The organism is Pseudomonas sp. RL_15y_Pfl2_60 (genome assembly GCF_963970595.1).
Classification (GTDB): domain Bacteria; phylum Pseudomonadota; class Gammaproteobacteria; order Pseudomonadales; family Pseudomonadaceae; genus Aquipseudomonas.
In genome coordinates, this window is record NZ_CAXAOE010000002.1 from 597,291 (window position 1) to 619,533 (window position 22,243).

At 56.5% G+C, this 22,243-nt stretch carries 15 protein-coding genes; 7 read left to right on the top strand and 8 right to left on the bottom strand.

From position 1 onward, the window contains the following. Window positions 1-97: 97 nt before the first annotated feature. The gene (locus AACY26_RS07855; protein ID WP_339512688.1) at window positions 98-1,135 is read right to left on the bottom strand and encodes a glycosyltransferase family 4 protein; all 1,038 of its coding nucleotides are present in this window, start codon (window positions 1,133-1,135) and stop codon (window positions 98-100) included. After that, window positions 1,132-1,947 carry a UDP-2,3-diacylglucosamine diphosphatase gene (locus tag AACY26_RS07860; protein ID WP_339512690.1) on the bottom strand — a complete coding sequence of 272 codons (816 nt, stop codon included), beginning with the start codon at window positions 1,945-1,947 and terminating at the stop codon, window positions 1,132-1,134. The genes AACY26_RS07855 and AACY26_RS07860 overlap by 4 nt, the downstream gene beginning before the upstream one ends. A 163-nt stretch (window positions 1,948-2,110) precedes the next feature. Between AACY26_RS07860 and AACY26_RS07865 the strand changes: the two genes are divergently transcribed. The 3 genes from AACY26_RS07865 to AACY26_RS07875 all read left to right on the top strand — a co-directional run bounded on the left by AACY26_RS07865 (window position 2,111) and on the right by AACY26_RS07875 (window position 4,131). Next, complete coding sequence (locus AACY26_RS07865; protein WP_339512692.1) at window positions 2,111-2,866, top strand: AraC family transcriptional regulator; 756 nt, start codon at window positions 2,111-2,113, stop codon at window positions 2,864-2,866. A gap of 81 nt (window positions 2,867-2,947) precedes the next feature. Continuing rightward, window positions 2,948-3,283: a tRNA-binding protein gene (locus tag AACY26_RS07870; protein ID WP_339512694.1), complete on the top strand. Its 336-nt coding sequence runs from the start codon at window positions 2,948-2,950 to the stop codon at window positions 3,281-3,283. After that, window positions 3,280-4,131, top strand: coding sequence for a DMT family transporter (locus AACY26_RS07875; protein WP_339512696.1), 852 nt, complete (start codon window positions 3,280-3,282; stop codon window positions 4,129-4,131). The genes AACY26_RS07870 and AACY26_RS07875 overlap by 4 nt, the downstream gene beginning before the upstream one ends. 29 nt (window positions 4,132-4,160) lie before the next feature. Here AACY26_RS07875 and AACY26_RS07880 read toward each other — a convergent pair whose 3' ends face one another. The 4 genes from AACY26_RS07880 to recQ all read right to left on the bottom strand — a co-directional run bounded on the left by AACY26_RS07880 (window position 4,161) and on the right by recQ (window position 9,683). After that, window positions 4,161-4,454 (bottom strand): SelT/SelW/SelH family protein, encoded by a 294-nt coding sequence (locus AACY26_RS07880; protein WP_010483227.1) that lies wholly within the window; start codon window positions 4,452-4,454, stop codon window positions 4,161-4,163. Window positions 4,455-4,520: 66 nt separating this feature from the next. After that, window positions 4,521-6,644 (bottom strand): FimV/HubP family polar landmark protein, encoded by a 2,124-nt coding sequence (locus AACY26_RS07885; RefSeq protein ID WP_339512699.1) that lies wholly within the window; start codon window positions 6,642-6,644, stop codon window positions 4,521-4,523. Window positions 6,645-6,970: 326 nt separating this feature from the next. Next, the gene (locus AACY26_RS07890) at window positions 6,971-7,405 is read right to left on the bottom strand and encodes a MarR family transcriptional regulator (protein ID WP_339512701.1); all 435 of its coding nucleotides are present in this window, start codon (window positions 7,403-7,405) and stop codon (window positions 6,971-6,973) included. A gap of 142 nt (window positions 7,406-7,547) precedes the next feature. After that, complete coding sequence (gene recQ, locus AACY26_RS07895; protein ID WP_339512703.1) at window positions 7,548-9,683, bottom strand: DNA helicase RecQ; 2,136 nt, start codon at window positions 9,681-9,683, stop codon at window positions 7,548-7,550. Between the two features lie 287 nt (window positions 9,684-9,970). Here recQ and AACY26_RS07900 point away from each other — a divergent pair, with 287 nt between their 5' ends. The 4 genes from AACY26_RS07900 (at window position 9,971) to lapD (ending at window position 13,904) form a co-directional block, all read left to right on the top strand. After that, window positions 9,971-10,558, top strand: coding sequence for a YecA family protein (locus tag AACY26_RS07900; protein WP_339512705.1), 588 nt, complete (start codon window positions 9,971-9,973; stop codon window positions 10,556-10,558). 15 nt (window positions 10,559-10,573) lie between these two features. Further along, window positions 10,574-10,975, top strand: coding sequence for a YbaN family protein (locus AACY26_RS07905; RefSeq protein ID WP_339512707.1), 402 nt, complete (start codon window positions 10,574-10,576; stop codon window positions 10,973-10,975). A gap of 277 nt (window positions 10,976-11,252) precedes the next feature. After that, window positions 11,253-11,942, top strand: coding sequence for a cysteine protease LapG (gene lapG / locus AACY26_RS07910; protein WP_339512709.1), 690 nt, complete (start codon window positions 11,253-11,255; stop codon window positions 11,940-11,942). Window positions 11,943-11,951: 9 nt separating this feature from the next. Beyond that, window positions 11,952-13,904 (top strand): cyclic di-GMP receptor LapD, encoded by a 1,953-nt coding sequence (gene lapD / locus AACY26_RS07915; protein WP_339512711.1) that lies wholly within the window; start codon window positions 11,952-11,954, stop codon window positions 13,902-13,904. A 171-nt stretch (window positions 13,905-14,075) separates the two neighbouring features. Here lapD and AACY26_RS07920 read toward each other — a convergent pair whose 3' ends face one another. Both AACY26_RS07920 and AACY26_RS07925 read right to left on the bottom strand, forming a co-directional pair. Next, window positions 14,076-14,414, bottom strand: coding sequence for a tryptophan synthase subunit beta (locus AACY26_RS07920; RefSeq protein ID WP_339512713.1), 339 nt, complete (start codon window positions 14,412-14,414; stop codon window positions 14,076-14,078). Window positions 14,415-14,520: 106 nt separating this feature from the next. Beyond that, window positions 14,521-21,801, bottom strand: a complete 7,281-nt coding sequence (locus tag AACY26_RS07925) for a retention module-containing protein (RefSeq protein ID WP_339512715.1) — start codon at window positions 21,799-21,801, stop codon at window positions 14,521-14,523. Between the last annotated feature and the right edge of the window lie 442 nt (window positions 21,802-22,243).

Genomic DNA, 22,243 nt, shown 5'->3' on the forward strand with positions numbered 1-22,243 from the left:
AGCCTATTGGCTGCTTTTTTGTTGTTGATGCATCACCAGCTATTTTTAACGCAGCATGGACTGCTCCAGCACGGGCAGCCCTCGTCTATCTAGCGCGCTAGTTTTCAGAGGCTCCATAGGCCAACACCTGCTGTAGCTCACCATCAAGCAGAGGTTGTTCAGCCATGAACTCTTGCGCCGATACCTGCCATGATTGCCTGGCCGCCTCAATCGCGCAGCGTTCTCGGCTTAACTTGAGCGCCTGCATGCACGCATGGCCAAGGTCTTCGTGCATGAATCCGGTGATGCCCTGTTGCAGTACATCAAGCGGCCCGCGCACGGCAAATGCAGCAACCGGCGTACCGCAGGCCAGCGCTTCGAGCATGACCAGGCCATAGGTGTCGGTCAGCGATGGGAATACCAGCACACTTGCCTGCTGATATTCCCTGGCCAGTTCTTCAGCGTGCCGATAACCCATGAATTCAACCTGCGGATACTGGTGCTGCAATGCCTGTCGCTGCGGCCCATCCCCCACCACGCGCTTGATACCGGGCAAGTCCAGGGTTAAAAACGCCTCAAGGTTTTTCTCCGGGGCGATCCGTCCAACGTAGAGGAAAACGGGCTTGACGCCCTCCTCATGGGTTTCCAGCGGCTTGAATAGCCGGGTATCAACCCCTTTGCGCCAGAGCTTAAGACGCTGCAATCCCCAACTGGAGAACTCAGTACGCAAGTGTTCGGTGGTCACCAGAACCGCCTGGCTAGAGCGATGAAAGCGCCGCAGGTAGGCATAACCCCAGCGCAAGGGAATCCAGGCGCAGCGCGTGCTCACGTACTCCGGATAACGGGTATGGATGGCACTTGAAAAAGCCAGGTTGCGCTTGTTCAGCCAACGCCTGGCCGCCCAACCCAGCGGCCCTTCTGTGGCCAGGTGTACGCAATCGGGCTGAAAAGCCTTGAGCGCGGGCCCCAGTCGCCAAAGATCCCAAACCAACGAGATTTCCGGATAGGTCGGACAAGGGATGGAGCGAAAATCAGCCGGTGACAGCAGTTTTACTTCATGCCCCATGCCACGCAACTCGCTCATCAAGGCCTGCAAGCTGGTGACCACGCCATTAACCTGCGGCACCCAGGCATCACTGACAATAAGTACCCTCACGCGACGGGCTCGACTGCCGCGGCAAGCTGCTGCGCCTGACGCGCCTGGTCATCAGCCAGGCGGTAGAGCTCGATATGCCCATCAATGTGTTCGATCAACGCGGTACAGGACTCGACCCAATCACCGCAGTTCATGTACTCCACATCACCCATGGGACGGATTTCAGCGTGGTGAATATGCCCGCAAACCACACCATTAAATCCGCGCTTGGCGCACTCGTGGGTAATGGCCTGCTCGAAGTCACTGATGAAGTTAACCGCGCTTTTGACCTTGTGCTTGAGATAGGCAGACAGCGACCAGTAACCGTAACCGTAGCGTTGGCGCCAGTGATTCAACCAGCGGTTCAGGGTCAGAGTGAACTCGTAGGCAGAGTCGCCCAGAAATGCCAGCCAGCGGTGATAGCGCGTGATGACGTCAAACTGGTCGCCGTGAATCACCAACAATCGCCGGCCATCCGCCGTGAGATGTTCTGCCTCGTCGACCAGGTGAATATTGCCCAGGATCAGCTTGGAGTAGCGGCGTAGAAATTCGTCATGGTTACCGGTGACATACACCACTTCGGTGCCGCGCTTGCTCATGGTCAACAAGCGCCGAATCACGTTGCTATGGGATTGCGGCCAGTAGACGCCGCTGCGCAGCTTCCATCCGTCGATGATATCGCCAACCAAATACACCTTGTCGGCCTGGTAGCGCTTGAGAAAGGCAGACAAATGTTCCGCCTGGCAATCACGGGTACCCAGGTGGACATCCGAGATCCATAACGTTCTGACACGTTGCTTGCTGCTTGGCTTGATCAACTGTGCACTCGTCATTTGGCCATCCTCAGGCAGAGTTTTAATGAGCTTGCGTGAGGCCGGTGAACGCAATATGACGCCATGACTTCAATTCAATGACAGCTGCACGGTTGTGCACTGACTTGTCTGCCGATGCACGCTTGGTGCTGATAGAATTGCCGGACCTTGAGGGGACACTGGTATGCATCCACTACTGTCACTGCGTCACTACAGTCACGACCTGCTGAGCCACAGTCACGATCACGCACAACTGGTATTCGGCCTTAACGGCCTGCTTGAATTCGAGGCCGCAGGCGTCGGCAGCCGGGTAGTTCGTCAATCCGTGGCGATCGTTCCGGCGGCAACCGAGCATGCCTGTGGCAGCCCGGCAGGCAGTGATTGCCTGGTACTCGATATCCCTTCCGAGGGTTGGCTGAAGGAGCATCTGGGCGCCCATGCCGATGCAGGCCTGAGACTGACGGGCGCCACCCAGTCCTTATCGCTGAACACTGTGCAGGGCCAACTGGTCAGTTGGCTGGCTGCCAGTCCAATCAATGACCCGGTGATCGCCCAGCAAGGCGCTGCATTGTTGTTGGCGAGCCTGCTCAGTGAACAATCTGGTGCCGCCTCAAGCGAACCCCGCCTGCCGCTGCATGCAATCGATCGCTATATCCACGAGCATGCAGCGCATCCGCTTCAGGTGGCGGACCTTGCACGTTTGGCCGGGCTGTCGAGCGCACGCTTTCACAGTCGTTTCCTGGCCGAGACGGGGTGCACGCCCATGGAGTATGTGCGCAACCAGCGCCTCGAGCTGGCGCGCCAGATGCTGCAAACCAGCCACCTTGGTGTCGGTGAAATCGCGGCGCGGGTTGGTTATTCGTCCCAAAGTGCCTTTAGTGCTGCCCTATCACGTTACTTTGGTTGCACCGCGCGTTCGATTCGTGCGGCGCAACAGTAGCGCGACAAAAATCGATACTCCTGCGACAGACGCCTGCCATTCGCCCCTCTAGAATGGCGCGAAGTAGATCACGGAGGCGTTATGCAGCAGATTGAATGGCAAGATTTTGCCCGCGTTGAACTGCGCGTTGGCACCATTATCTCGGCCGAACCCAACAGCAAGGCAATCAAACCTGCCTACGTGCTTGAGGTTGACCTGGGCGAGCATGGGGTCAAGACCTCAAGCGCGCAAATCACCGCTCATTATCACATCGAGGACCTTATCGGCCGCCAGGTGCTGTGCGTCTGCAATTTCGCAGCCAAACGCATTGCAGGTGTCCGCTCGGAAGTATTGGTCACCGGTGTTTACGACGAAGCTAACAAAGTGGTGCTGGCAAGCTTCGACAAACCCGTTGCCAATGGCGCTCGCCTGGCATGACCGAACGTAAAGCGTTACTCGCCATTCACCTGGGCGCCCTGCTGTTCGGGCTTTCAGGCATTTTCGGCAAACTCGCCACAACCTCGCCACTGAATATTTCGGCCGGCAGGGCTGTGTTCGCGGTGCTTGCGCTGGCCCTGTTCGCGCATCTGTCGAGCCAGTCCCGAGGCTTGCGGCCAAGCGCGCGACAACTGGGTTTATTAGCGCTTGGCGGGCTGTTGCTCGGCAGCCATTGGATCACCTTCTTTGAAGCCGTAAAGGTTTCCGGTGTCGCCATCGCAACACTCGGCTTCGCCAGTTTTCCTGCGTTCACCGTACTCCTTGAAGGCTTGTTGTTTCGCGAACGCACCAGCGGCCGAGAGTTCTTGATGGTTGGCGTTGTCTGCCTTGGCCTGATTCTGGTGACACCCGACCTAAACCTCAGCAGCGAAGCTAATATCGGCCTGTTGTGGGCGGTGTTGTCGGGATTTTTATTTGCACTTTTATCACTGCTCAACCGTGCCAGTACCCAAGGCCTGGACCCGGTAAAAGCTGCGTTGTGCCAGAACCTTACTGTGATGCTGTTGTTTATGCCGCTGGCTTGGCAGCAACTTCCAGAAATCACACTGATCAATTGGTTCTGGCTCGCGTTATTGGGCGTGTTCTGCACCGGGCTCGCACACAGCTTATTCGTTGCCAGCCTGCGGGTAATCAAGGCTCGCACCGCGGCAGTGATCTTCGCCTTGGAGCCCGTTTACGGCATTGCCTTCGCATGGTGGTTGTTCAGCGAGCAGCCGAGCCTGCGAATGCTCGCGGGCGGCACCTTGATCATCCTGGCGATATTTGTATCTGCGCGAATGGCTAAGTAACCCGCCCTGGTTGACGCCAAGGCGAGTTATCAGTGGATCTTGCGATCATCGTTATGGCCAAGGTCGCGCTGGGGGTCAAACTGATCACGCACCCGTTGCTTGAGTACCTTAGCCTCGGGAAAGCCGCCGTCAGCTTTGCGCTCCCAGATCTGCACGCCGTTGCAGACAATCTTGAACACGCCGCCAGTGGCGGGTTCGAGCGTGACTTTTGCCAGGTCATCGGCGAAGGTCGAGAGCAGTTCCTGAGCCAACCAGGCGGAGCGTAACAACCACTGACACTGGGTGCAGTAGGTGATGGTGATTTCAGGTTTAGCGCTGGGCATAGTGATTCTCAACTGTCACGGACAGCCCATGATAGCGCGTGCTCGCCTGCTTGATCTGGAAATTGGTCAAGCAATTTTGGCCAACAGCTTGCGGGCCTCCTGCTTTTGCTTGTCATCACCGTCATTAAGCACTTCGTTGAGTATATCGCAGGCACTTTCAATACTGCCTTGCTCGATATAGGCCAAAGCCTGATTGAGCTTGCGCATATTGCTGGCATTGGCGTCGAAATCAGACAAATTGTTGAGATTGGCTGGCGAGCGAGGATCATCCTCAAACCAGGCGCCCAGGGCAGCGTCGTTTTCTGCCGTCAGCGCGGCGAACTCATCGTCATCATGGGGCAGTTCTTCAAGGCTGGGTAGATCACGCAAGTTTGTATCTATATCCACCTGCTCGGGCTTGGCCGGTTTTGCCTTGGTTTTTGCCGAAAACGGGCTCACCAGGTCCCAGTCGGCATCCAGGGACAAGTCGTCAAGGTTGAGCTGATAGTCCTCCGCTGCACTTGGCGCTGGGGCCAAATCAACGGGTTCATCCAGTTCAAGGGCATCGAAGTCGAGTTCGATGCTCTGCAACTGCGGATAGCGAGCGTTGAGTTGATCAATACGCTCAGGCGAAAAGTTACTCTGGCGCAATAGCGCTTCTTCTGCCTGGAAACGCTGTGCATCGCCTTGCAGCGCCAGAACTTCGAGCAAGCGAAAGCGAATATCGTGACGTTCAGGATGAACCTGCAAGGCCTTGCGCAACGCACTGACCGCTTCGGGGTAACGACCATAGGTGATGTAGATGTTGGCTGCTTCAATCGCATCCACCGGCACCTCCTGCCGGCTTGCCGCGGCTGCAGGTACAGGTGCAGGTGCAGGTGCAGGTGCAGGCTCAGTAACCGGAGCTTGGGCGCTGAGCGCAACCGGCTGGAAAAGCGGCTCTGCTGGCTGCGGCGTATCCACGCTGGCTACGGCGACTGCTGGCGTCTCAGGCGCAGGAGTTCGTTCACGCTTGGATCGCCATAACAGTGCCAGCAGGCCAGCTAACAACAAGGCGAGCAAGCCATAGAGGTAACGCATCCAGTCAGTGGGCTGCTCAACCGGCTCCACCGGGGCTGGCGCTGTTACCTGAGGCTGGGCGCTGGTTTGCGGCGCAGGTCCGGCGTCAAGCTGTGATTGCAGCTCGGCCAGCTGTCGATCCTTGGACTCAAGCTGGGTTTGCAGCGCCTCAACCTGCTCCTGTAGCTGGGAAATGCTCTGCTGCAGCTGCAAACTCAGGTTTGACTGATTCGCCAGCTCAAGGTCCAGGCGCTGCTGGATCTGGGCCAATGCCTGCGCATCTGCCCTGTCGCCAGCCACTGCAGGGGCGGTCTCCGCACTGCCTGCGCTGGATGGCTGACCACTGGTAGCATCGTTTTGGCTTGCACTAATCGCAGGTTGATTCGAGTTGCTGTTGGGTGATGATCCTGCCTGGCTGGTATCTACAGCGCTGTCGGGCAAGCGCAAATCAACGCCTGCTTTGAGTCGATTGATATCGCCATTGGCAAACGCCTGGGGGTTGAGCGCGTAGATATCATTCATCAGAGATTGCTGCGAGGCATTGCTGCCTTGATCACGTAACTGTGATGCGATCCGCCACAGGGTATCGCCACTGCGCACCAGATGAGTCTGACCGAGCGTGGCGGTTGGCATCACGTCTGGCAGCGCAGGCCGTGTTGGCCGTGTTGGCGTCGCAGGTGAGGCGGCAACGGTCGAGGACGAGCGGGTGCTGTACTGGCTGCTTGGCGCAGGCGAAGCCGAGCCGTAGGCTGAGGTAATAGGTGGATCAAGCAGTATGGTGTATTCACGCAACAACTGGCCGTTGGGCCGAGACACTTCGACAATAAAGTTCAAGTACGGCTCGCGCACCGCCTGGCGTGAGGTGACCCGGACAATACTGCGACCGTTGCTCAATACCGGGGTAAATCTCAGGTCGTTAAGGAAAACAAACCGCTCGACACCTGATCGACTAAAAGCCTCTGGCGATGCAAGCTTGACCTTGATCTCATTGGCGCTCAGATCACCAACCTGAAGCAGTTGAATATCAGCTTCGAGCGGTTGGTTCAAAGCCGAATGCAGGGTTATTTCACCAAGTCCAAGTGCCGGGGCAAAACTGGAATAAAGTGCCGAGCTGGAGGCTAGACCTATTAATACATGGCGAACTCGAGACATGGGCACTCCCCTAACGCTTAACAACTCAGTATCCACTTGCCTAGGGCATATGCGCTATCGCACCGTGGATCTGTCTGCAGCTGTAGAACTTCGTTCGGGAGTAACGTTCCATGTGCAACCCGGCTGCAGCGAAGTATAGCCACTATTCAAACAAGCGGCCTACAGGGGTTAGCGCCTTTTTTAAGGCAAATGGCCATTATTCATTGAAGGCAATGGCCACAAATGCAGTAAGTCTATTAAGTTGACCGAGGTCACATTCCTGAGAAACGAGCGTAATTTCCAGCAACAGCGTCGCTGAAGCCTGCAGATTAGGCCCGTTTCATCAGTTAACGCCGTTCCAGGTTGCTCAAGATCTTGGCATGGACCTGCTGGCAGCGGTCCAAATCCTGCTCATCGATTCCGGCAAAGAGCTCTTTGCGCAACTCGGTGGAAATTGCTTCGATTTTCTTGATCAAAGGCTCAGCTTGCGGGCTGAGGGCAATTTTCTTGGCGCGACGATCTTCGGGTACAGCCTGGCGACTGACCAACCCCTGCGCTTCCAGGCTGTCGAGCAAGCGCGCCAATGTCGGCCCTTCGACGCCGACGCTTTGGGCCAGTTCGCGCTGGGTTGGCAACTCATCGAAACGAGCCAGATGCAGTAGCACCAGCCAGCGCGCCTGGGAAAGGCCCAGGCCGACGAGGCGTCGGTCGAGTTCGGCACGCCAGGCACGAGACATTTGCGCAATTTGCATAGCAAAACGATGTTGATCAGATGACGACATGATGGAACGGCTCTTATAACTATAAAAAACTAATTATTAGTCAGCTAATCATAACCTTGGCGCCAGAGCAAGGTTGATGTCAGACAATGACTTACAAGATGTTCCAGAACGTGCACCAAGGTCCAAAAATGTCGCTTTTGGCCTACTCAAGCCCGCCTTCAAACTCGGCATGCAGTGCCGCACGTACGCAGTGCAGCACGCCCTCTTCGACCCGTCCGGAGAGCAAGGCGCTGACTTCACTGGCGGTCGGCAACTCACCATCGCCGCTCAAAAAGGCATCTTGCACCTCGTCCAGCAAGGCTTCGGGAATATCCAGGGCTTGATCAAGGGATAACTGCTGGCTGCTGATGGCTTCAGCGAGCATGCCATACACACTTTTAGTGCCACATTGCAGTTGGTTGGCGATCTGTTCCGGGGTCATGCCTGCTCGTGCCAGGCTGACCAACTCATGCCGCATGTCGGTCACCACCCGTGGTGCTTCTGCCTTGCCACCGAGCACGTCTAGAAAAGCGGCGCCGTAACGCTCAAGCTTGCGGGCGCCAACGCCACTGACCTGCGCCATTTCACTCAGGCTGCCAGGTTTGCTGCGCAGCATTTCAAGCAAGGTTGCATCAGGAAAAATAACGTAAGGCGGTACCGCGTGTTCCTCGGCAAGCTTGCGCCGAAGGGCACGCAGCGCCTCCCACATTTCACGCTCTTCGCCCCGGACGAGCTGGCTGGCGGCGCTGCTTGAAGCCTTGGCGCTTTGCTGGGGTTTAAGGTCGCGACGCAGCTCCAGTTGCACCTCGCCACGCAAGAGCGGCCGACAGCTATCCGACAGGCGCAAACCGCCGAAGCCTTCAAGGTCGACATCCGCCAGTCCGCGCGCCACCAATTGGCGGAACAAGGTACGCCAGTCAGTTTCAGCCCGATCTTTGCCAACCCCAAATACTGATAAGTGCTGATGCCCCAGGCTGCGAACTTTGTCGTTATCACGTCCCAGTAACACATCAACCAGATGACCGACGCCGTAACGCTGGCCGCTGCGGTAAATAGCCGACAACGCCTGACGCGCCGGCTCTGTGGCGTCCCAGGTTTGCACGCCATCGATGCAGTTGTCGCAGTGCCCACAAGGCTGCTCGAGCACTTCATCGAAATAGCCCAACAGTACCTGGCGGCGACAGCGTGTTTCCTCACAAAGCGCCAGCATGGCGTCTAGTTTGTGCTGCTCGACTCGTTTGTGACGCTCGTCACCATCGGAGTTATTGAGCATTTGCTTGAGCAGCAATACGTCTTGCAGGCCATAGGCCATCCAAGCATCGGCAGGCAAGCCATCGCGCCCTGCTCGCCCGGTTTCCTGATAGTAAGCCTCAAGGGATTTTGGCAAATCCAGGTGCGCCACAAAGCGCACGTTGGGTTTGTCGATGCCCATGCCGAAGGCAATGGTTGCGACCATGATCAAGCCTTCCTCGTTGAGGAAACGCTTTTGATGGTAGGCGCGAAGCTCACTGGGCAAACCGGCGTGATAAGGCAACGCTGGGAAACCCTGGGCACTAAGGAAGGCTGCAACCTCATCGACTTTCTTGCGCGACAGGCAATAGACAATCCCCGCATCGCCTTTGCGTGCCGCCAGAAAGCCAAGCAGCTGTTTGCGTGGCTGCTCTTTGGGCACAATCCGGTAAAAAATATTGGGGCGGTCAAAACTCGACAAAAACCGTTCCGCATCCTGCAGGTGCAGGCGATTGATGATCTCTTCGCGGGTGCGCATGTCTGCCGTCGCCGTCAGGGCGATACGCGGCACTTGCGGGAAAAACTCGGCCAGTTGCCCCAGTTGCAAGTATTCCGGGCGGAAGTCATGCCCCCACTGCGATACGCAATGCGCCTCATCAATGGCAAACAGGGCAATATCCAGGCGCTGGAGAAAAGCCAGCATGCGCGGCTGCACCAAGCGCTCAGGCGCCAGATAAAGCATTTTGACTTCGCCCCGGCGAATGCGGTCGGCAATATCGCGCTGCGCGTCGCTGCTCAAGGTCGAATTCAAGGCGACGGCTGCAACCCCTAGCTCGTCAAGGGTTGCGACCTGGTCATCCATCAAGGCGATAAGGGGCGAGACCACCACCGCCAAGCCTTCACGCATTAATGCAGGCACCTGAAAGCACAACGACTTGCCGCCGCCGGTCGGCATCAGCACCAGCGCATCACCGCCGCTGGCTACACGTTGAATAATCGCCTCCTGACGGCCACGAAAACTGTCATAGCCAAAGATGTCTTTGAGGATGCGTTGTGCCGCGTCTTGCATGAAAGGCCTCCAAATCGAGCTCGGCATTATACGCACGTGCTCGACTCAGAAAATTTCGCATCTGCAATTTGTCGAAAGTTAACCTATCGATCTGGGGTAAAAGCACATGCCAGAGGTGCTTTTCAGGCTTTTAAGCACGCTATATCAATGATCAGGATCAAATAAACGATGCAATAGCCCCCGCCAACCCTGCAACCATTTATGCATGGGTTAAACTTGAGCTATGGCCGCTGCGCGCTGTCTAGACTAGAATCCAGCCTCGTTTACTTCTTCAAGGTAGCCCTACGATGTCCTTTGCCGAGCAACTGTCCCGCCTGCAAGCCTTCCTCGATGCTGATGAGTTGCACGAAGAAGCCCTGGACTACGTCGCCGCCCACGGCTACCTCACTGCCCTGTCGATTTGTACAGAACAGGTGCCTGAGCGCGAGTGGATCGACGCCCTGTTCTCTGAAGCCCCGCACTACCGTAGCGACGCTGAGCGAGATGAAATCGAAGCCACGCTGGTGTTGCTCAAGGCCCATATTGCCCGCCAACTGGCGAGTGACGATGAACCGGAAATACCTTGCGAGCTTGATCTGGGTGAAGACCCGGATGACTCTGACCTGCGCGGCTGGTGCATCGGCTTCATGGAAGGCGTCTTCCTGCGTGAATCCGTCTGGTTCGAAGACTCCGAAGACGAAGTCAGCGAATTGCTGTTGCCGATCATGGTCGGTTCCGGCCTGTTTGATGAGCAACCCGAGTTTGATGAAATCGCCCGTGACCGCGACTTGGTAGACAGCATGGTCGAGCAAATTCCTGAACTGCTGACCGCGCTGTTTCTCCTGTGCAATGCACCAGAAGAAAAGCCAGCGCTGCTCAAACCGCGTCACCACTAATCCTTCGCCGTCCGCATGACGGGTAAGATCAAGCATAACCCTGCAGTTCGCTACGCCCTGCTGGCCATAGGCTGGCTGAGCGTAGCGCTCGGGGTGATTGGCATATTCCTGCCTGTCCTGCCCACTACCCCCTTTCTCCTGCTGGCCGCCGCTTGCTTCATGCGCAGCTCCGAGCGCTTCTACCATTGGTTGGTCGATCACCCAAGGCTTGGGCCATGGATTCGCGATTACCTGGAAGGTGAAGGCATTCCACGCAAGGCTAAAATCTACTCGATAAGCCTGATGTGGCTGAGTATTGGCTTGTCCTGCTACTTGGTGCCCATGTTCTGGGCCCGGCTGTTTATGCTGACCAGCGCGGTCTGCGTGACTGTCTATATCCTGCGCCAGAAAACCCTGCCGACACCGCCTTCAACCTAAGGCTGAATAGTCAATCCGCGTGAGACCTTTGCTGGACAAGCTTCGCGTTGTCACACTCTACGCAGACGGTTTCATCCTGTAGGGAGGACAGCGATTTTCTGTCCGCCATTTGCGACACAGAACTTAGTGGCATGACCATTTCTGGTGGACAAGCTGCGCGTTGTCGCACCCTACGCATCACCACGCTTTATTCTTCTACCAACATTCAACACTGAAGCTGAAGCACAAAGCCATTACTGCACCTAGACTTTGAACGACCTCCAGCGAGTCGTTGCAGATGCCGACATGCCCGTCCAGCACTGTTGCTCAGCGTTTCAGCCATCTATGGCTGGGCACAGCGGTCTTTGCCCTGGGTTTAGCCACCGCTACGGCCAATTGGGATTTTGCCCTGATCATCCAGAACGCACAGACGCGCTATGGCTCTCTAGGCCCCGCCGAACAGCGTCTGCAGCAATGGCAGCAGCTAATCGAGAGCAATCAGCAAAACCCAGAGAACCAGCAGCTCAAAACGGTTAATGCATTTTTCAACCGGCAGCTGCGCTTTGCCGATGATCGCCGTACCTGGCGTCAAACTGATTATTGGGCGACGCCCGTTGAGTCATTGGTCAAAGGCGCTGGCGACTGTGAAGACTACTCAATCGCCAAGTATTTCACCCTGCGTCGCCTGGGTATTGCCAGCGAGAAGTTGCGGATTACCTACGTCAAGGCACTTAAACAAAACCAGGCGCACATGGTGCTTACCTACTATTCAAGCCCCAGCAGTGAACCGTTGGTGCTCGACAACCTGATTGGCGAGATTCAGCCGGCATCGCAGCGCAAGGATCTATTACCGGTTTATTCATTCAATGCCGAAGGTGTCTACCTGCCCGGCTCGAACAGCAAGAAGAGCGACACCAAGAAATTATCGCGCTGGCAGGAACTGCTCAAAAAAATGCGTACGGAAGGCTTCGCCATAGGCGAAGGTTAGGAGATCCTGATGTCATTACTAAAACAACTGTTCATCGCCATTTGCCTGTTTCTTGTGGTGGCATTCACCGGCAGTTTCATCAGCGGCATGGAAAGCTCGCGCGAGCAGTTATTGAGCCAATTGCGCTCGCACGCACAGGATGCTGCAACCGCGCTCGGACTGTCATTGACACCCCATGTGGATGATCCGGCGATGATCGAACTCATGGTCAGCTCGATATTTGACAGTGGCTATTACGCGACAATCAGGGTGGTGAACATTGCCGACAACAGCGTGATTGTCGAGCGGCGCACCACCACGGCGCCAGAAAATGTGCCGACCTGGTTTATCGACCTGGTCGACCTGACCCCAGAAGGCGGCGATGCCTTGATCATGCGCGGCTGGGAACAGGCTGCACGAGTTGAGGTGCTCAGCCATCCGCAATTTGCCCTGACCAGGCTCTGGGACAGCGCCATCGGCAGCCTTGGCTGGTTATTGGCCTGCGGGCTGGTGAGTGCGATACTCGGCGGCTGGTTGCTGCGTACCCAGTTGCGACCGCTGGACGATATGGTCAAGCAAGCCCAGGCGATCACCCGACGCGAGTTCTTGAGCATGCCCAAAGTGCCGCGCACACCTGAACTGAAACGTGTGGTGCTGGCCATGAACCTGATGGTCGAGAAGCTGAAAAACCTGTTCGCTGAAGAAGCTGCGCGCAGTGAAAAGCTGCGTGAGGAAGCCTATCAAGACAGTCTGACGGGACTGGCTAACCGGCGCTTGTTTGACCTCAAACTGGCTCAGCAGCTTGAGGTATCCGAGCAAAATACCGACGGCTACTTGATGCTGCTACGTGTCAATGACCTTGGCGGTCTCAACCAGCGTCTGGGCGGACAAGAAGCCGACAACCTGATTCAGGCTATTGGCCTGCAACTGACCGAACTCATGCAACAGCACGAAGCCAGCAGCTGGCTTGCCTCGCGTAATCGCGGTGGCGAATTCACTCTTCTCGCCCCCAGTCTCAGCGCAGAAGGCGCCGACAAACTTGCCCAACAACTTAGCGAGCAACTGCAAAGCCTGCGCCAGACAGGCGCCAGTGACTGCAACCCTGTTGCGCACATGGGCATCGCCGCCTATCGCCCAGGAGAAAGCCCAGGCACAGTGATAGGCCGCGCCGACCAAGCGCTGGCACAGGCACAAAGTAAAATGCCGGAACAGCCTTGGGAGCGTCTCGATGACTTTAACCTGGCACAAGGCCAAGGTATCCATGAATGGCGCATGTGGATCGACGAGGCGCTGACCGACGAGAAAATCCAGCTCTACTTCCAACCGGTGAGCCGTTGCGACGACATCAGCCAACTGATGCATAAAAAGGTACTTGCGCGATTGCTCGACCAGCAAGGTGAAGCCATCGCCGCAGGACGCTTTATCCCTTGGATCGAACGGCTCGGCTGGGCGGCAAGATTCGATCTGGCCATGCTTGAACACAGCCTTAAGCATCTGGCTATGCACCCTGAACCGCTGGCCCTGAGTTTATCTGCTGCAACCCTGCGCGAACCTGAAAGTTGGACCAAGCTGTTGTCTGTGCTCAAGCAGCATCCTGAACAGGCGGCGTTAATGACCCTGGAGCTGGATGAACGCCACCTGCCCTCTGCGCCAGAGCTGGAAACACTTGGCCAACAAATTCGCGCGACGGGCTATCAGCTTGGCCTGCAACACTTTGGTGGACGCTTCAGCTTGATCGGCAATCTGACCAATCTTGGCCTGGCTTACCTGAAAGTTGATGGCAGCTATATCCGCGCAATCGACCAAGAAAGCGATAAGCGCTTGTTTATCGAGGCCATATTCCGCGCGGCCAACAGTATTGATCTGCCACTGATTGCCGAGATGGTGGAAACCGAGGCCGAACTCAAGGTACTCAACGAGCTGGGAATCGAGGGAGCCATGGGTCGCCTGATTGGCGCGCCCAGCCCGTGGCAAGACGCCTAGTCTTGGTCGCGTTGTCACACCCTACGCAGCGTTTCCACCGTGGGGCGGACAGCGCTTTTCTGTCCGCCATTTGCGACACAGAACTTACTGGCATGAACATTTCTTGAGGGCAAGCTGCGCGTTGTCACACCCTACGCATCGCCTGACGCTTCGCCCTTCCACCATAGCAGCCTAGGGGATGCGCTCGTCAGCATCACCGAGCAGGCCACTCAAGCCATCCAAGGTGGCCCGTGCTTCTGCGCGAACATGCAATTTGCGCCGCGCCGCCTCGGGCAAGTCGGTGTAGCGGATCACACCGCGATCGACCAATACGCTGACCAAGTCTTCGAGCACCCGCACCATTTCCAGGTCTGAACGCTGCAAGTCAATCAGTCGATTATTCAAGGCATGGCTGGCCAACCAAGCCTGAACATCGGGATTATCTTGCGGCAAGGTTTTAGTCATGCTCGCAAACGGCTCTTGCTCAACCCGCAGGATTCGTTGTTTTTCATCAAGCTGGACATAAACCATGGCATTGCCTCGTGCAGACCCGAAAAAGCCCGCCAGCTTTGCAGCTGACGGGCTTGATTAAGGTTAGACGCTGTTTAAAAAACAGCATCCTGCCAGGCAGGTAGTTTCAGGACACCAGGGTGTGGTTATCCAGCATGTTTTGAATAATGCTCGCGCTATCACCACCGGATAGCGTGACATTGGCCAAGGTTACTGTCTGATCGATACTGGCTGGGTCTGCAACCTGCCCTGAGCTGGAGATATTGATTTGCGTGTCAGCGCCGCTTGGCGCAAAACTCAAATATGCACTGAGTTCAGCGGCACTGCTGTTATCAACCACGCCGACCAGCAGGGATGACAGATCCAAGGCATCGCCATCAGCGATGTTGAAGTCACGCACCACATCATGGGAGCCGCTGCCTCGATCAGCACTGTTCCAGACAAAGGTATCGGCCCCGGTTCCGCCAAACATCTGGTCATTGCCGATGCCGCCAATCAACAGGTCATCACCGCCCTGGGCAAATAGCCAGTCATTACCACTGCCGCCTTCGAGCCGATCATCACCGCCTGAGTTGGGTACTGACGCCCCAAGGGCCAAGGCATTGCTTTCGATAAAGCTAATGAGCTGCGCCTGGCTTGGCGCCGTACCGCCGTTAACATCAGTCAGATGGCTGACCAGCACCTGGAAGCTCGGCGCCGTGGTTTCATAGCCCGCAATCCAGGTGGTGTTCAGTGCATCACCAAAGATCAAATCATCGCCCGCACCGCCGACCAGATGATCATCACCCAATGGCGACAAGGCTCCCGGCGTCACATGCCCCGGGTCAAGCGTTGCCAAGAGCTGGTCAGCTGTGAGTACGATCTCGGGCTTACCAACCTGCGCGTTTACCGTGCCGCCCACCACGTTAGTGCTGACATTGCCGGTAAGCTGGTCGGTATTGTCAAAGTAACGCAGTACATCGCTGTTGATGCCTGAGCCGATGCCAATGGCATGCAGCTCAGCACGTCCCATCAGGACGCTAGCGTCATCCAGCGCACGGGTTACGTCATTGAGATTGACGGTGCTGCCGGTATCGCTGCCGTCATTGTTGTAGGTTGTCGGGTCACCATCGGTCAGGAAGTAGGCCAGGTTTTCATAGTGATTACCTTCAATACCGGCAAACCATGCATTGGCAGTTTTAAAAGCCGCCTCATAATTGGTGCCGCCGTCTGCGGTGACTCTGTCCAATGCATCCCTGTTGCCGCTAAGCGCCGCTTGCACATCATCCAGCGAACCGCTGAGCAATAACGATGAGGTCGAGGAAAATACCACCAAGGCGATATTGATATTACCCGGGTGCGAGTCGAGCTTATCAAGGAAGGACCGCACGGCATCCTTGAGCAAGTTCAAGCGGCTGCTGTAGCCACCCTGTCCATCCGGGTCATCGGCCATGCTCCCTGAACGGTCGAGGATCAATGCGATGTTGTAGTTTTTCGCAGGGTCGACGGTTGGTGCGCCTGCCCCGCCGATATCGCCTATCAAGGTGTCCTTGCCGCCAACGCCCGCAATCAAGCCTTTGCCGTCGCTGTCAAACGGGCTGGCAATAAAGTGTGGCGTGGTCGAACTGCCAGCGCCGGTACCAAAGTCGCTGGCATTGTTGCCGACCACCAGCACCGATTGATCGCTGCGAATACAGATATCCAGATTGGCGCTGCTTGGATCGCCGTCGCCATCGACCACTGTGTAGGTGAATTGCTGGGTAATCTGCCCGGTTTCGCCAAACACCAGATCGGCATTGGCCGCGAAACTGAAATCGCCCGCTGCATGCCCCGTCGAACTGTCGAGATAGATGGTCAATTTACCCGTGGCGGTAGTCAGGGTCAGTTTATCGGTGGCCGCATCGTAGCTCGCTGTAACTGGGCCAGAGCCGCTGCTGAGGATGGCATTACCCGCCGCATTCAGGCTGAAGGTCTGGCTGCCAACGGTGATCGACTGGATATGGTCGATGCCATCGGCGCCCGGCTGGTCATTGGCCAGCACATTGCCTGAAACATCGCCGCCCACACCGGCAAGATCCGCCAGAGTCGCTGACAAATTGTCCGGCGAGGTGTTGATTACCACATTGCTGGTGGAGATTTGTTGCAGGTAAGAGCCGGTGAAACTGATGCCAACCGAGTAGGCATCGAAGCTGTTGGTCGTAGGGTTGCCATCACCGTCAATATTGTCGATGAAGTTGCTCCAGTTGTTATTAATCCAGTTGGTCAGCGCTTGCCCGGTTTTACCCGCGGTAGGCTCACCATCGGAGATGAAATACAGCTTGTTTTGCTGCGCAGGGTCAGCGCCGAATGCAGCCAAATCATTGCCAATTTCTGTTTTAGCCACCTGCAGTGCGGCTTCATAGTTGGTGTTGCCGCTGGCGTTCAAGCCCTGCACCTTGGCAAGCAAGTCGATGTAGCCTTGATCTGTGGTCGATGAAAAACTGTAGTCGCCTATTTCAGATGCCGATCCGGCAAAGGCAATCAGGTTTATGTGAACCGCTGTGCCCAGTTCGGCATAGGCAAGTGCAAGGTTAGCCACAGCAGCCTTCAACGCGGTCAGCTTAGCGCCCTGCATGCTGCCGGAAACATCCAGCACCAGGGTCAGATTCACCTCGGGCAGCGCTGACTGAACAATGCAGGCTGGCTTGTCATCAACGGCGCTCGGCACATCATCGATCACCGTCACATCCAGCGTAGCGCTGTCAGTGTCGCCATCAAGGTCGGTAACTTTAATTGCAAACTGCTCGACGATGCTGTTTTCGCCGCTGGCAGTAGGATGCATCGACGGATCTTGCAAGGTGTATGAATAACTCACAGTACCGCCACCGATGGTGCCGGTGAAGCCCGTGATATGCAGAACACCGGCCGGGCTGTCGATACTCAAAGGAACGCCCGGCGTAGCGCCTTGCAGTTGCGCAAAAGTAAAGCTGCTGCCGGCGATCTCAATGCTGGAGATACCGTCGCCCGCTGTAATAGTGAAGCTGCCATCATCACTGAGCAGGGCTGCATTGGGTGAACTGCCGTTGACCAGGTTTTCTTCGTTGAAGCTCAGTTCGCCGCCTTCTACATTCAAGCCTTCAACCGTCACACCCGTGTCGCTGCCGACAATCTTGATCGTGAGGGTCGCGGTTGAAATATCACCATCAAAATCGCGCATGGTGTATTCAAGGCTCTGGCTAATCTTTTGCCCATCGGCCAGCGCGACAGTGTCTGGATCACTGTTGTTGAGGGTAAAGCTGTACTCACCGGTTGTACTGTTGAGCACGAGCGTACCGTACTTGCTCAGCTCGGCCATGGCAGCGCTATTGAGCGGGTTATTCCAACTGACAAAAGCTTTGCCGCCATCGTTGCCTGCCAGATCGTTGGCCAACACAAAACCGGAAGCGACATTGCTGGCATTGCCTTCGACCAGCGTCTGCGCACAATCATCGACCGCCGTTGGAGCGTCATCCCTGAAGCTGATCAGCTTGCCGAGATCCAGCGTGCTGGCGACTGAGTCACCATCATTGTCGGTCGCGGTTGCGCTCAGGTGGATAAGGTCGCTGCCCAGCACTTTGACTTCATCAGGATCGCTGCTTGGATGAACAATCGCCCGCACCTGATCAAGGGTGACGACACCGGCAGCACTTACGCTGACAGTGAATACCAGATCACCTGAACTGGTTCGCCCTTCCACCGCACCAGCGGGATTCACCGAGAGCAACACCGCCTGATTAGTCAGCGAATCGACCAAACCAGAATCAACAATGCCGAAAACAGGGTCGGCTATGCCCAGCGAATATTCCAGGCTGCGCAGGCCATCGGCACCGGCTTGAACATTGAAGATGCCGCTGAAGTCACGATTGGCATCAATATCAAGACGTGTTTCATCGACCTGTAATTGCCCACCCCAAGTGACCGAGGTGCTGACGTCGTTGTAGTCGAAGTCGGAGCTCAGTGTCTGGTCTTCCCAGTTCTGGTTGCCAGGGTCTGCGGTGTCCTGCAAGTGTGCGCCGCCCGGGTTGAGCGTGGCATCACTGAACAGCACATTGGCGCCATCGGCCCCGGTCAGCGCCGCACCATCGAGTTGGGCCTGCCATTTGCCGTCAACCAGGGCAAAAGTCAGTTCGGCGCCATCGACCAGGCTGGCATTTGCGCCACCGTTTGGAATGATAAAGAAGCCAATATTTTCAGGGTTCAAGCCATTCAAACTGGCGGTTTGTCCCACATCCACATCATGAACGTTTGCCCAGATCACCTTGCCGCTTGCTGGCGATCCGTCCGGATTTTTAACGTAGTAGCCATAACTGTTGGCATATCCGGCGTCGCTGCCGTTGAAGGTCACGAACGAGGTATCAGAAATCGCGCTTTGCTCAATCGTTGGCGTGTCATCGTCGATGGTGACTTGCAGGGTTTTGGTCACTGCATCGGAGTCGCCATCGGTGACGGTGAAGTTGATATTGAGCAGGGCATCGTTTTCCGCACCGCCTTCGGCATGCAGCACCGGCTGCAACAAGGTCAGGGTGTAGGCGCCAGTCGCAGGGTTGAGCACCATGGAAACCAGATCACCGCGCGAAGATGAGATGATCAGCGTGTTGCTGCTGGCATCCCACTTCGAGACAACATCTTCAGCACCCAACTTATCCGGGCCACTAAGCACCACGGACTTCAAGCCATCGGCGCCTGCGGCATAACTGAGCGTGCCGCTGACGCTGGTGGCTGCGTTCGGGGTGTCGCCAACGCCGCCATTGATCCCGCCGGACAAGCCTTCATCGTCGAGGATCAATGGCGCCGCCGCATTTTGCGCAACAGGCACATCATCCTCGATATTGATGGTGAAGGTATTTGCCGCGAAACCACCTGCCAGCGGATCACCATCGCCGTCGGTTACGCTGAGAATGCCCGAGAAGTCGATGCCTAGCCCCGGCAGGGTTTCAGCATCATTGCCGTCGGCTTGTGGGTGATCAATGGGGCCTTTGAGCACGAACTCGTAACCGCCGCCAGCGGTGACATTCAAGGTAAAAATCGTATGGCCATTGGCGCTGGCAGTCAGGCTATTGCCGGAGAAGGAATAGCTCAGTGCTGTGCCTTCACTGGTCAGGTTTTGCGCCAGCAGCGATGCGGTCTTGCCGTTCAACGAGAACTCGCCAGGACCATCGGCACCGAAGCTGACCAAGGCCTTGAGCACGCCGTCAGCACCCTGCGCTGTGACTGTTTGCCCACCTTCGGCATTGCCCTGGTAAGGCGCGCCATTGGCGCTGAGCAATGCATCTTCCTGCACGCTTCCACTGACCACTGGGCCGTTTTCGCCACCGACCAGAATCGGCACGTCGTCTTCGATATTGATGGTAAAGGTATTGGGCGGGAAACCGCCGGCTAATGGGTCGCCATCGCCATCCGTCACCCCAAGTGATGCCGAGAAATCGATGCTCAGAACCGATTGATCCTCGCTGTCATCGCCATCGATAAGTGGGTGATCAATAGGGCCCTGGAGCACAAATTCATAACCGCCAGCAGCGGTCACTGTCAGGGTAAAAATCGGGTGGCCATTGGCGCTGGCAACAAGGCTATTACCGACCAGAGTATAGCTCAGAGGCGTACCCTCGCTGGTCAGACCTTGGGCATTGAGCTGGCTGACATCGGCATTGAGAAAGAACTCACCGGGCCCATCGGCACCAAATTTCACCAAACTATTGAGCTCACCAGCATTACCTTGGGCGGTGACCGTTTGCCCGCCTTCCGGGTTGCCTTGATACGGCGCGCCAGCCGATGTGTTCAGTGCATCTTCCTGCACATTGCCATGCACGCCAAACGGCTGGGCGGCAGCAAGTGACATGCGCCCAGCATCCTGGCTGCCTTGAGGCCCGGCAAATACCGGTACATCGTCTTCAATGTTGACGGTAAAGCTACCGGCCGGGAAAGCCGTTGCCAGGGAGTCGCCGTCGCCATCGGTTGCGGTGATCAGCGCAGAAAGATCCAGCGGGAAGCTCAGTAGCTCGTCGTCGTTGCCATCTTTAACCGGATGATCAACAGGGCCGCTGAGGCTAAAGCTGTAGCTGCCATCAGCGCCCACCACAAAGGTGAAAATGGTTTCACCGTTGGCCACTGCGGTTAGCGTATTGCCCGCCACGCTGTAACTCAGGGCTGCGCCCCCCGAGGTCAGCCCCTGGGCGGTAAGCGAGTTGATTGCCGCGCCACTGTTCGACAGACCAAATGAGCCCACACCGTCGGCACCGAAATTGACCAGGGTATTGAGCGTACCGGGCGCACCCGAGGTGACATTGGTGATGCTGTCGCCATCGGTATTGCCTTGCGCGGTTTCATCTTCATCGACAAACAGGTGAATCTGCGCGGCCTCGCCCACAGCGACAACAGGCCCGTCGTCATTGACCAGCACGCTCAAGGTTGCAGTCGGGGAAACATCGCCATCCAGGTCGGTGACCCGTACGCTGAAACTTTCGCCAACCTGGTCATCCGCTCCTGTTGCATTGGGATTGGTGTGATCCAGGGTATTGGCGCTCAGCACGAAGCTCCAGTTGCCATTGGCATCAACGGTCAGCACGCCATATTGGCCTTGCACCGTGCCGCCTTGGGTAACATCGACCCAGTTGCCATTGACGTCCATCACTTCAAGCAGCGAGACGCCATCACGGGATTCAACCACCAACTTGCCGCTGGCTTGCTCGCCATTACTCGCGGGGTTGGTGCCTTGGGCCAATGCAGACTCTTCGACGATGGCAGGTCCGGCAATCACGCTGCCGACAAAGTCCTGGTAATCCACGGTGACCACAGGCGTGAAATCAATAGGTTCTGGCGCTGGCGGTGGTACCACAACCGGAGGTTCGACAGGTGGCTGAACCACTGGTGGCTCGGGGGTTTCAGCCACCGGCAACCTTGGATCGACCTCAATGTCTGGGTCGACGAACTCAGGTCCATCGTTAAAGCCTGCTGTGGGGAAGCCGAGTTCAGGATCCACAGCGCCGCCGACCGCATCGAGCAACACAAAGCTGTGCCCGCCACCCACACCGCCCGCCCCACCAGCGCTTCCGGGGCCAGCTGCAGTTGCCTCTGCTTCCTGGGTGGGGTCGACGCCAGCTTCGATGGCGGCCTGGAGTTGTTCTACATCGGTCAGATCACTGGCAGTCGGCACAGGCGCGTCCTGCTGCGGTGTGCCCGAACCCTCTGCGGCCTGCGCGAGCATCTGCTCGGAAAGCGCAAGGCTGCTGTCACGGCCCAGGGTCAGCATTTCGCCATTGCTCAGCTTGACCGCCAAGGCACCAGCAGCGCCGGTATTGATTTGCTCCCCAGCAAACAGGCGGTCGCCTTCAACCAAGGGACGCCGTGAACCGTTGCTGGCTACAGCGAATACTTCGCCAACTACTTGGGTTACCACACCAATCAACGTCGCCATGGTCTCGTCCTCATCTACGGCAGCCAGTCTTCAACCGGCCTGTTTCGTTGACGACGAACACACAAATTCCGGGTATCGAGCGTTACAAAAAACAGATTCAAATGGCGCGACAGGCAATCAAAAAAGACGACATGCCAAAAAAATGTCGCATAAAGATTTGCCCGCCGCGTCCATCTGAATCAACCCCGCCCTAATACATGTTTCTTGGTATTCGCCTTAGCACTTTTGTTCCAAAAAATGCGCCAGACCCATTATTTGCTGGCTCACTTACCAGTAACAATGTGCTGATTTTCTCAGAGTACCTAAGATTTTTTAGGAATAACCCTTGTGAAAAATTTTTATGAGGCTGCGCCAAAGATGTTCTTAGCTTTGTTGTTACAAACCTGAAACGGTTTAACACTAAAAAACGTCAACTAATTGGCGACAAGACTAGGGCACGGAA

What these genes read in the sequence shown, in the direction of transcription:
- AACY26_RS07860 (WP_339512690.1), bottom strand. Translation starts at nt 1,947, where the DNA reads ATGACGAGTGCACAGTTGATCAAGCCAAGCAGCAAGCAACGTGTCAGA.
- AACY26_RS07865 (WP_339512692.1), top strand. Translation starts at nt 2,111, where the DNA reads ATGCATCCACTACTGTCACTGCGTCACTACAGTCACGACCTGCTGAGC.
- AACY26_RS07870 (WP_339512694.1), top strand. Translation starts at nt 2,948, where the DNA reads ATGCAGCAGATTGAATGGCAAGATTTTGCCCGCGTTGAACTGCGCGTT.
- AACY26_RS07875 (WP_339512696.1), top strand. Translation starts at nt 3,280, where the DNA reads ATGACCGAACGTAAAGCGTTACTCGCCATTCACCTGGGCGCCCTGCTG.
- AACY26_RS07880 (WP_010483227.1), bottom strand. Translation starts at nt 4,454, where the DNA reads ATGCCCAGCGCTAAACCTGAAATCACCATCACCTACTGCACCCAGTGT.
- AACY26_RS07885 (WP_339512699.1), bottom strand. Translation starts at nt 6,644, where the DNA reads ATGTCTCGAGTTCGCCATGTATTAATAGGTCTAGCCTCCAGCTCGGCA.
- AACY26_RS07890 (WP_339512701.1), bottom strand. Translation starts at nt 7,405, where the DNA reads ATGTCGTCATCTGATCAACATCGTTTTGCTATGCAAATTGCGCAAATG.
- recQ (WP_339512703.1), bottom strand. Translation starts at nt 9,683, where the DNA reads ATGCAAGACGCGGCACAACGCATCCTCAAAGACATCTTTGGCTATGAC.
- AACY26_RS07900 (WP_339512705.1), top strand. Translation starts at nt 9,971, where the DNA reads ATGTCCTTTGCCGAGCAACTGTCCCGCCTGCAAGCCTTCCTCGATGCT.
- AACY26_RS07905 (WP_339512707.1), top strand. Translation starts at nt 10,574, where the DNA reads ATGACGGGTAAGATCAAGCATAACCCTGCAGTTCGCTACGCCCTGCTG.
- lapG (WP_339512709.1), top strand. Translation starts at nt 11,253, where the DNA reads ATGCCGACATGCCCGTCCAGCACTGTTGCTCAGCGTTTCAGCCATCTA.
- lapD (WP_339512711.1), top strand. Translation starts at nt 11,952, where the DNA reads ATGTCATTACTAAAACAACTGTTCATCGCCATTTGCCTGTTTCTTGTG.
- AACY26_RS07920 (WP_339512713.1), bottom strand. Translation starts at nt 14,414, where the DNA reads ATGGTTTATGTCCAGCTTGATGAAAAACAACGAATCCTGCGGGTTGAG.
- AACY26_RS07925 (WP_339512715.1), bottom strand. Translation starts at nt 21,801, where the DNA reads ATGGCGACGTTGATTGGTGTGGTAACCCAAGTAGTTGGCGAAGTATTC.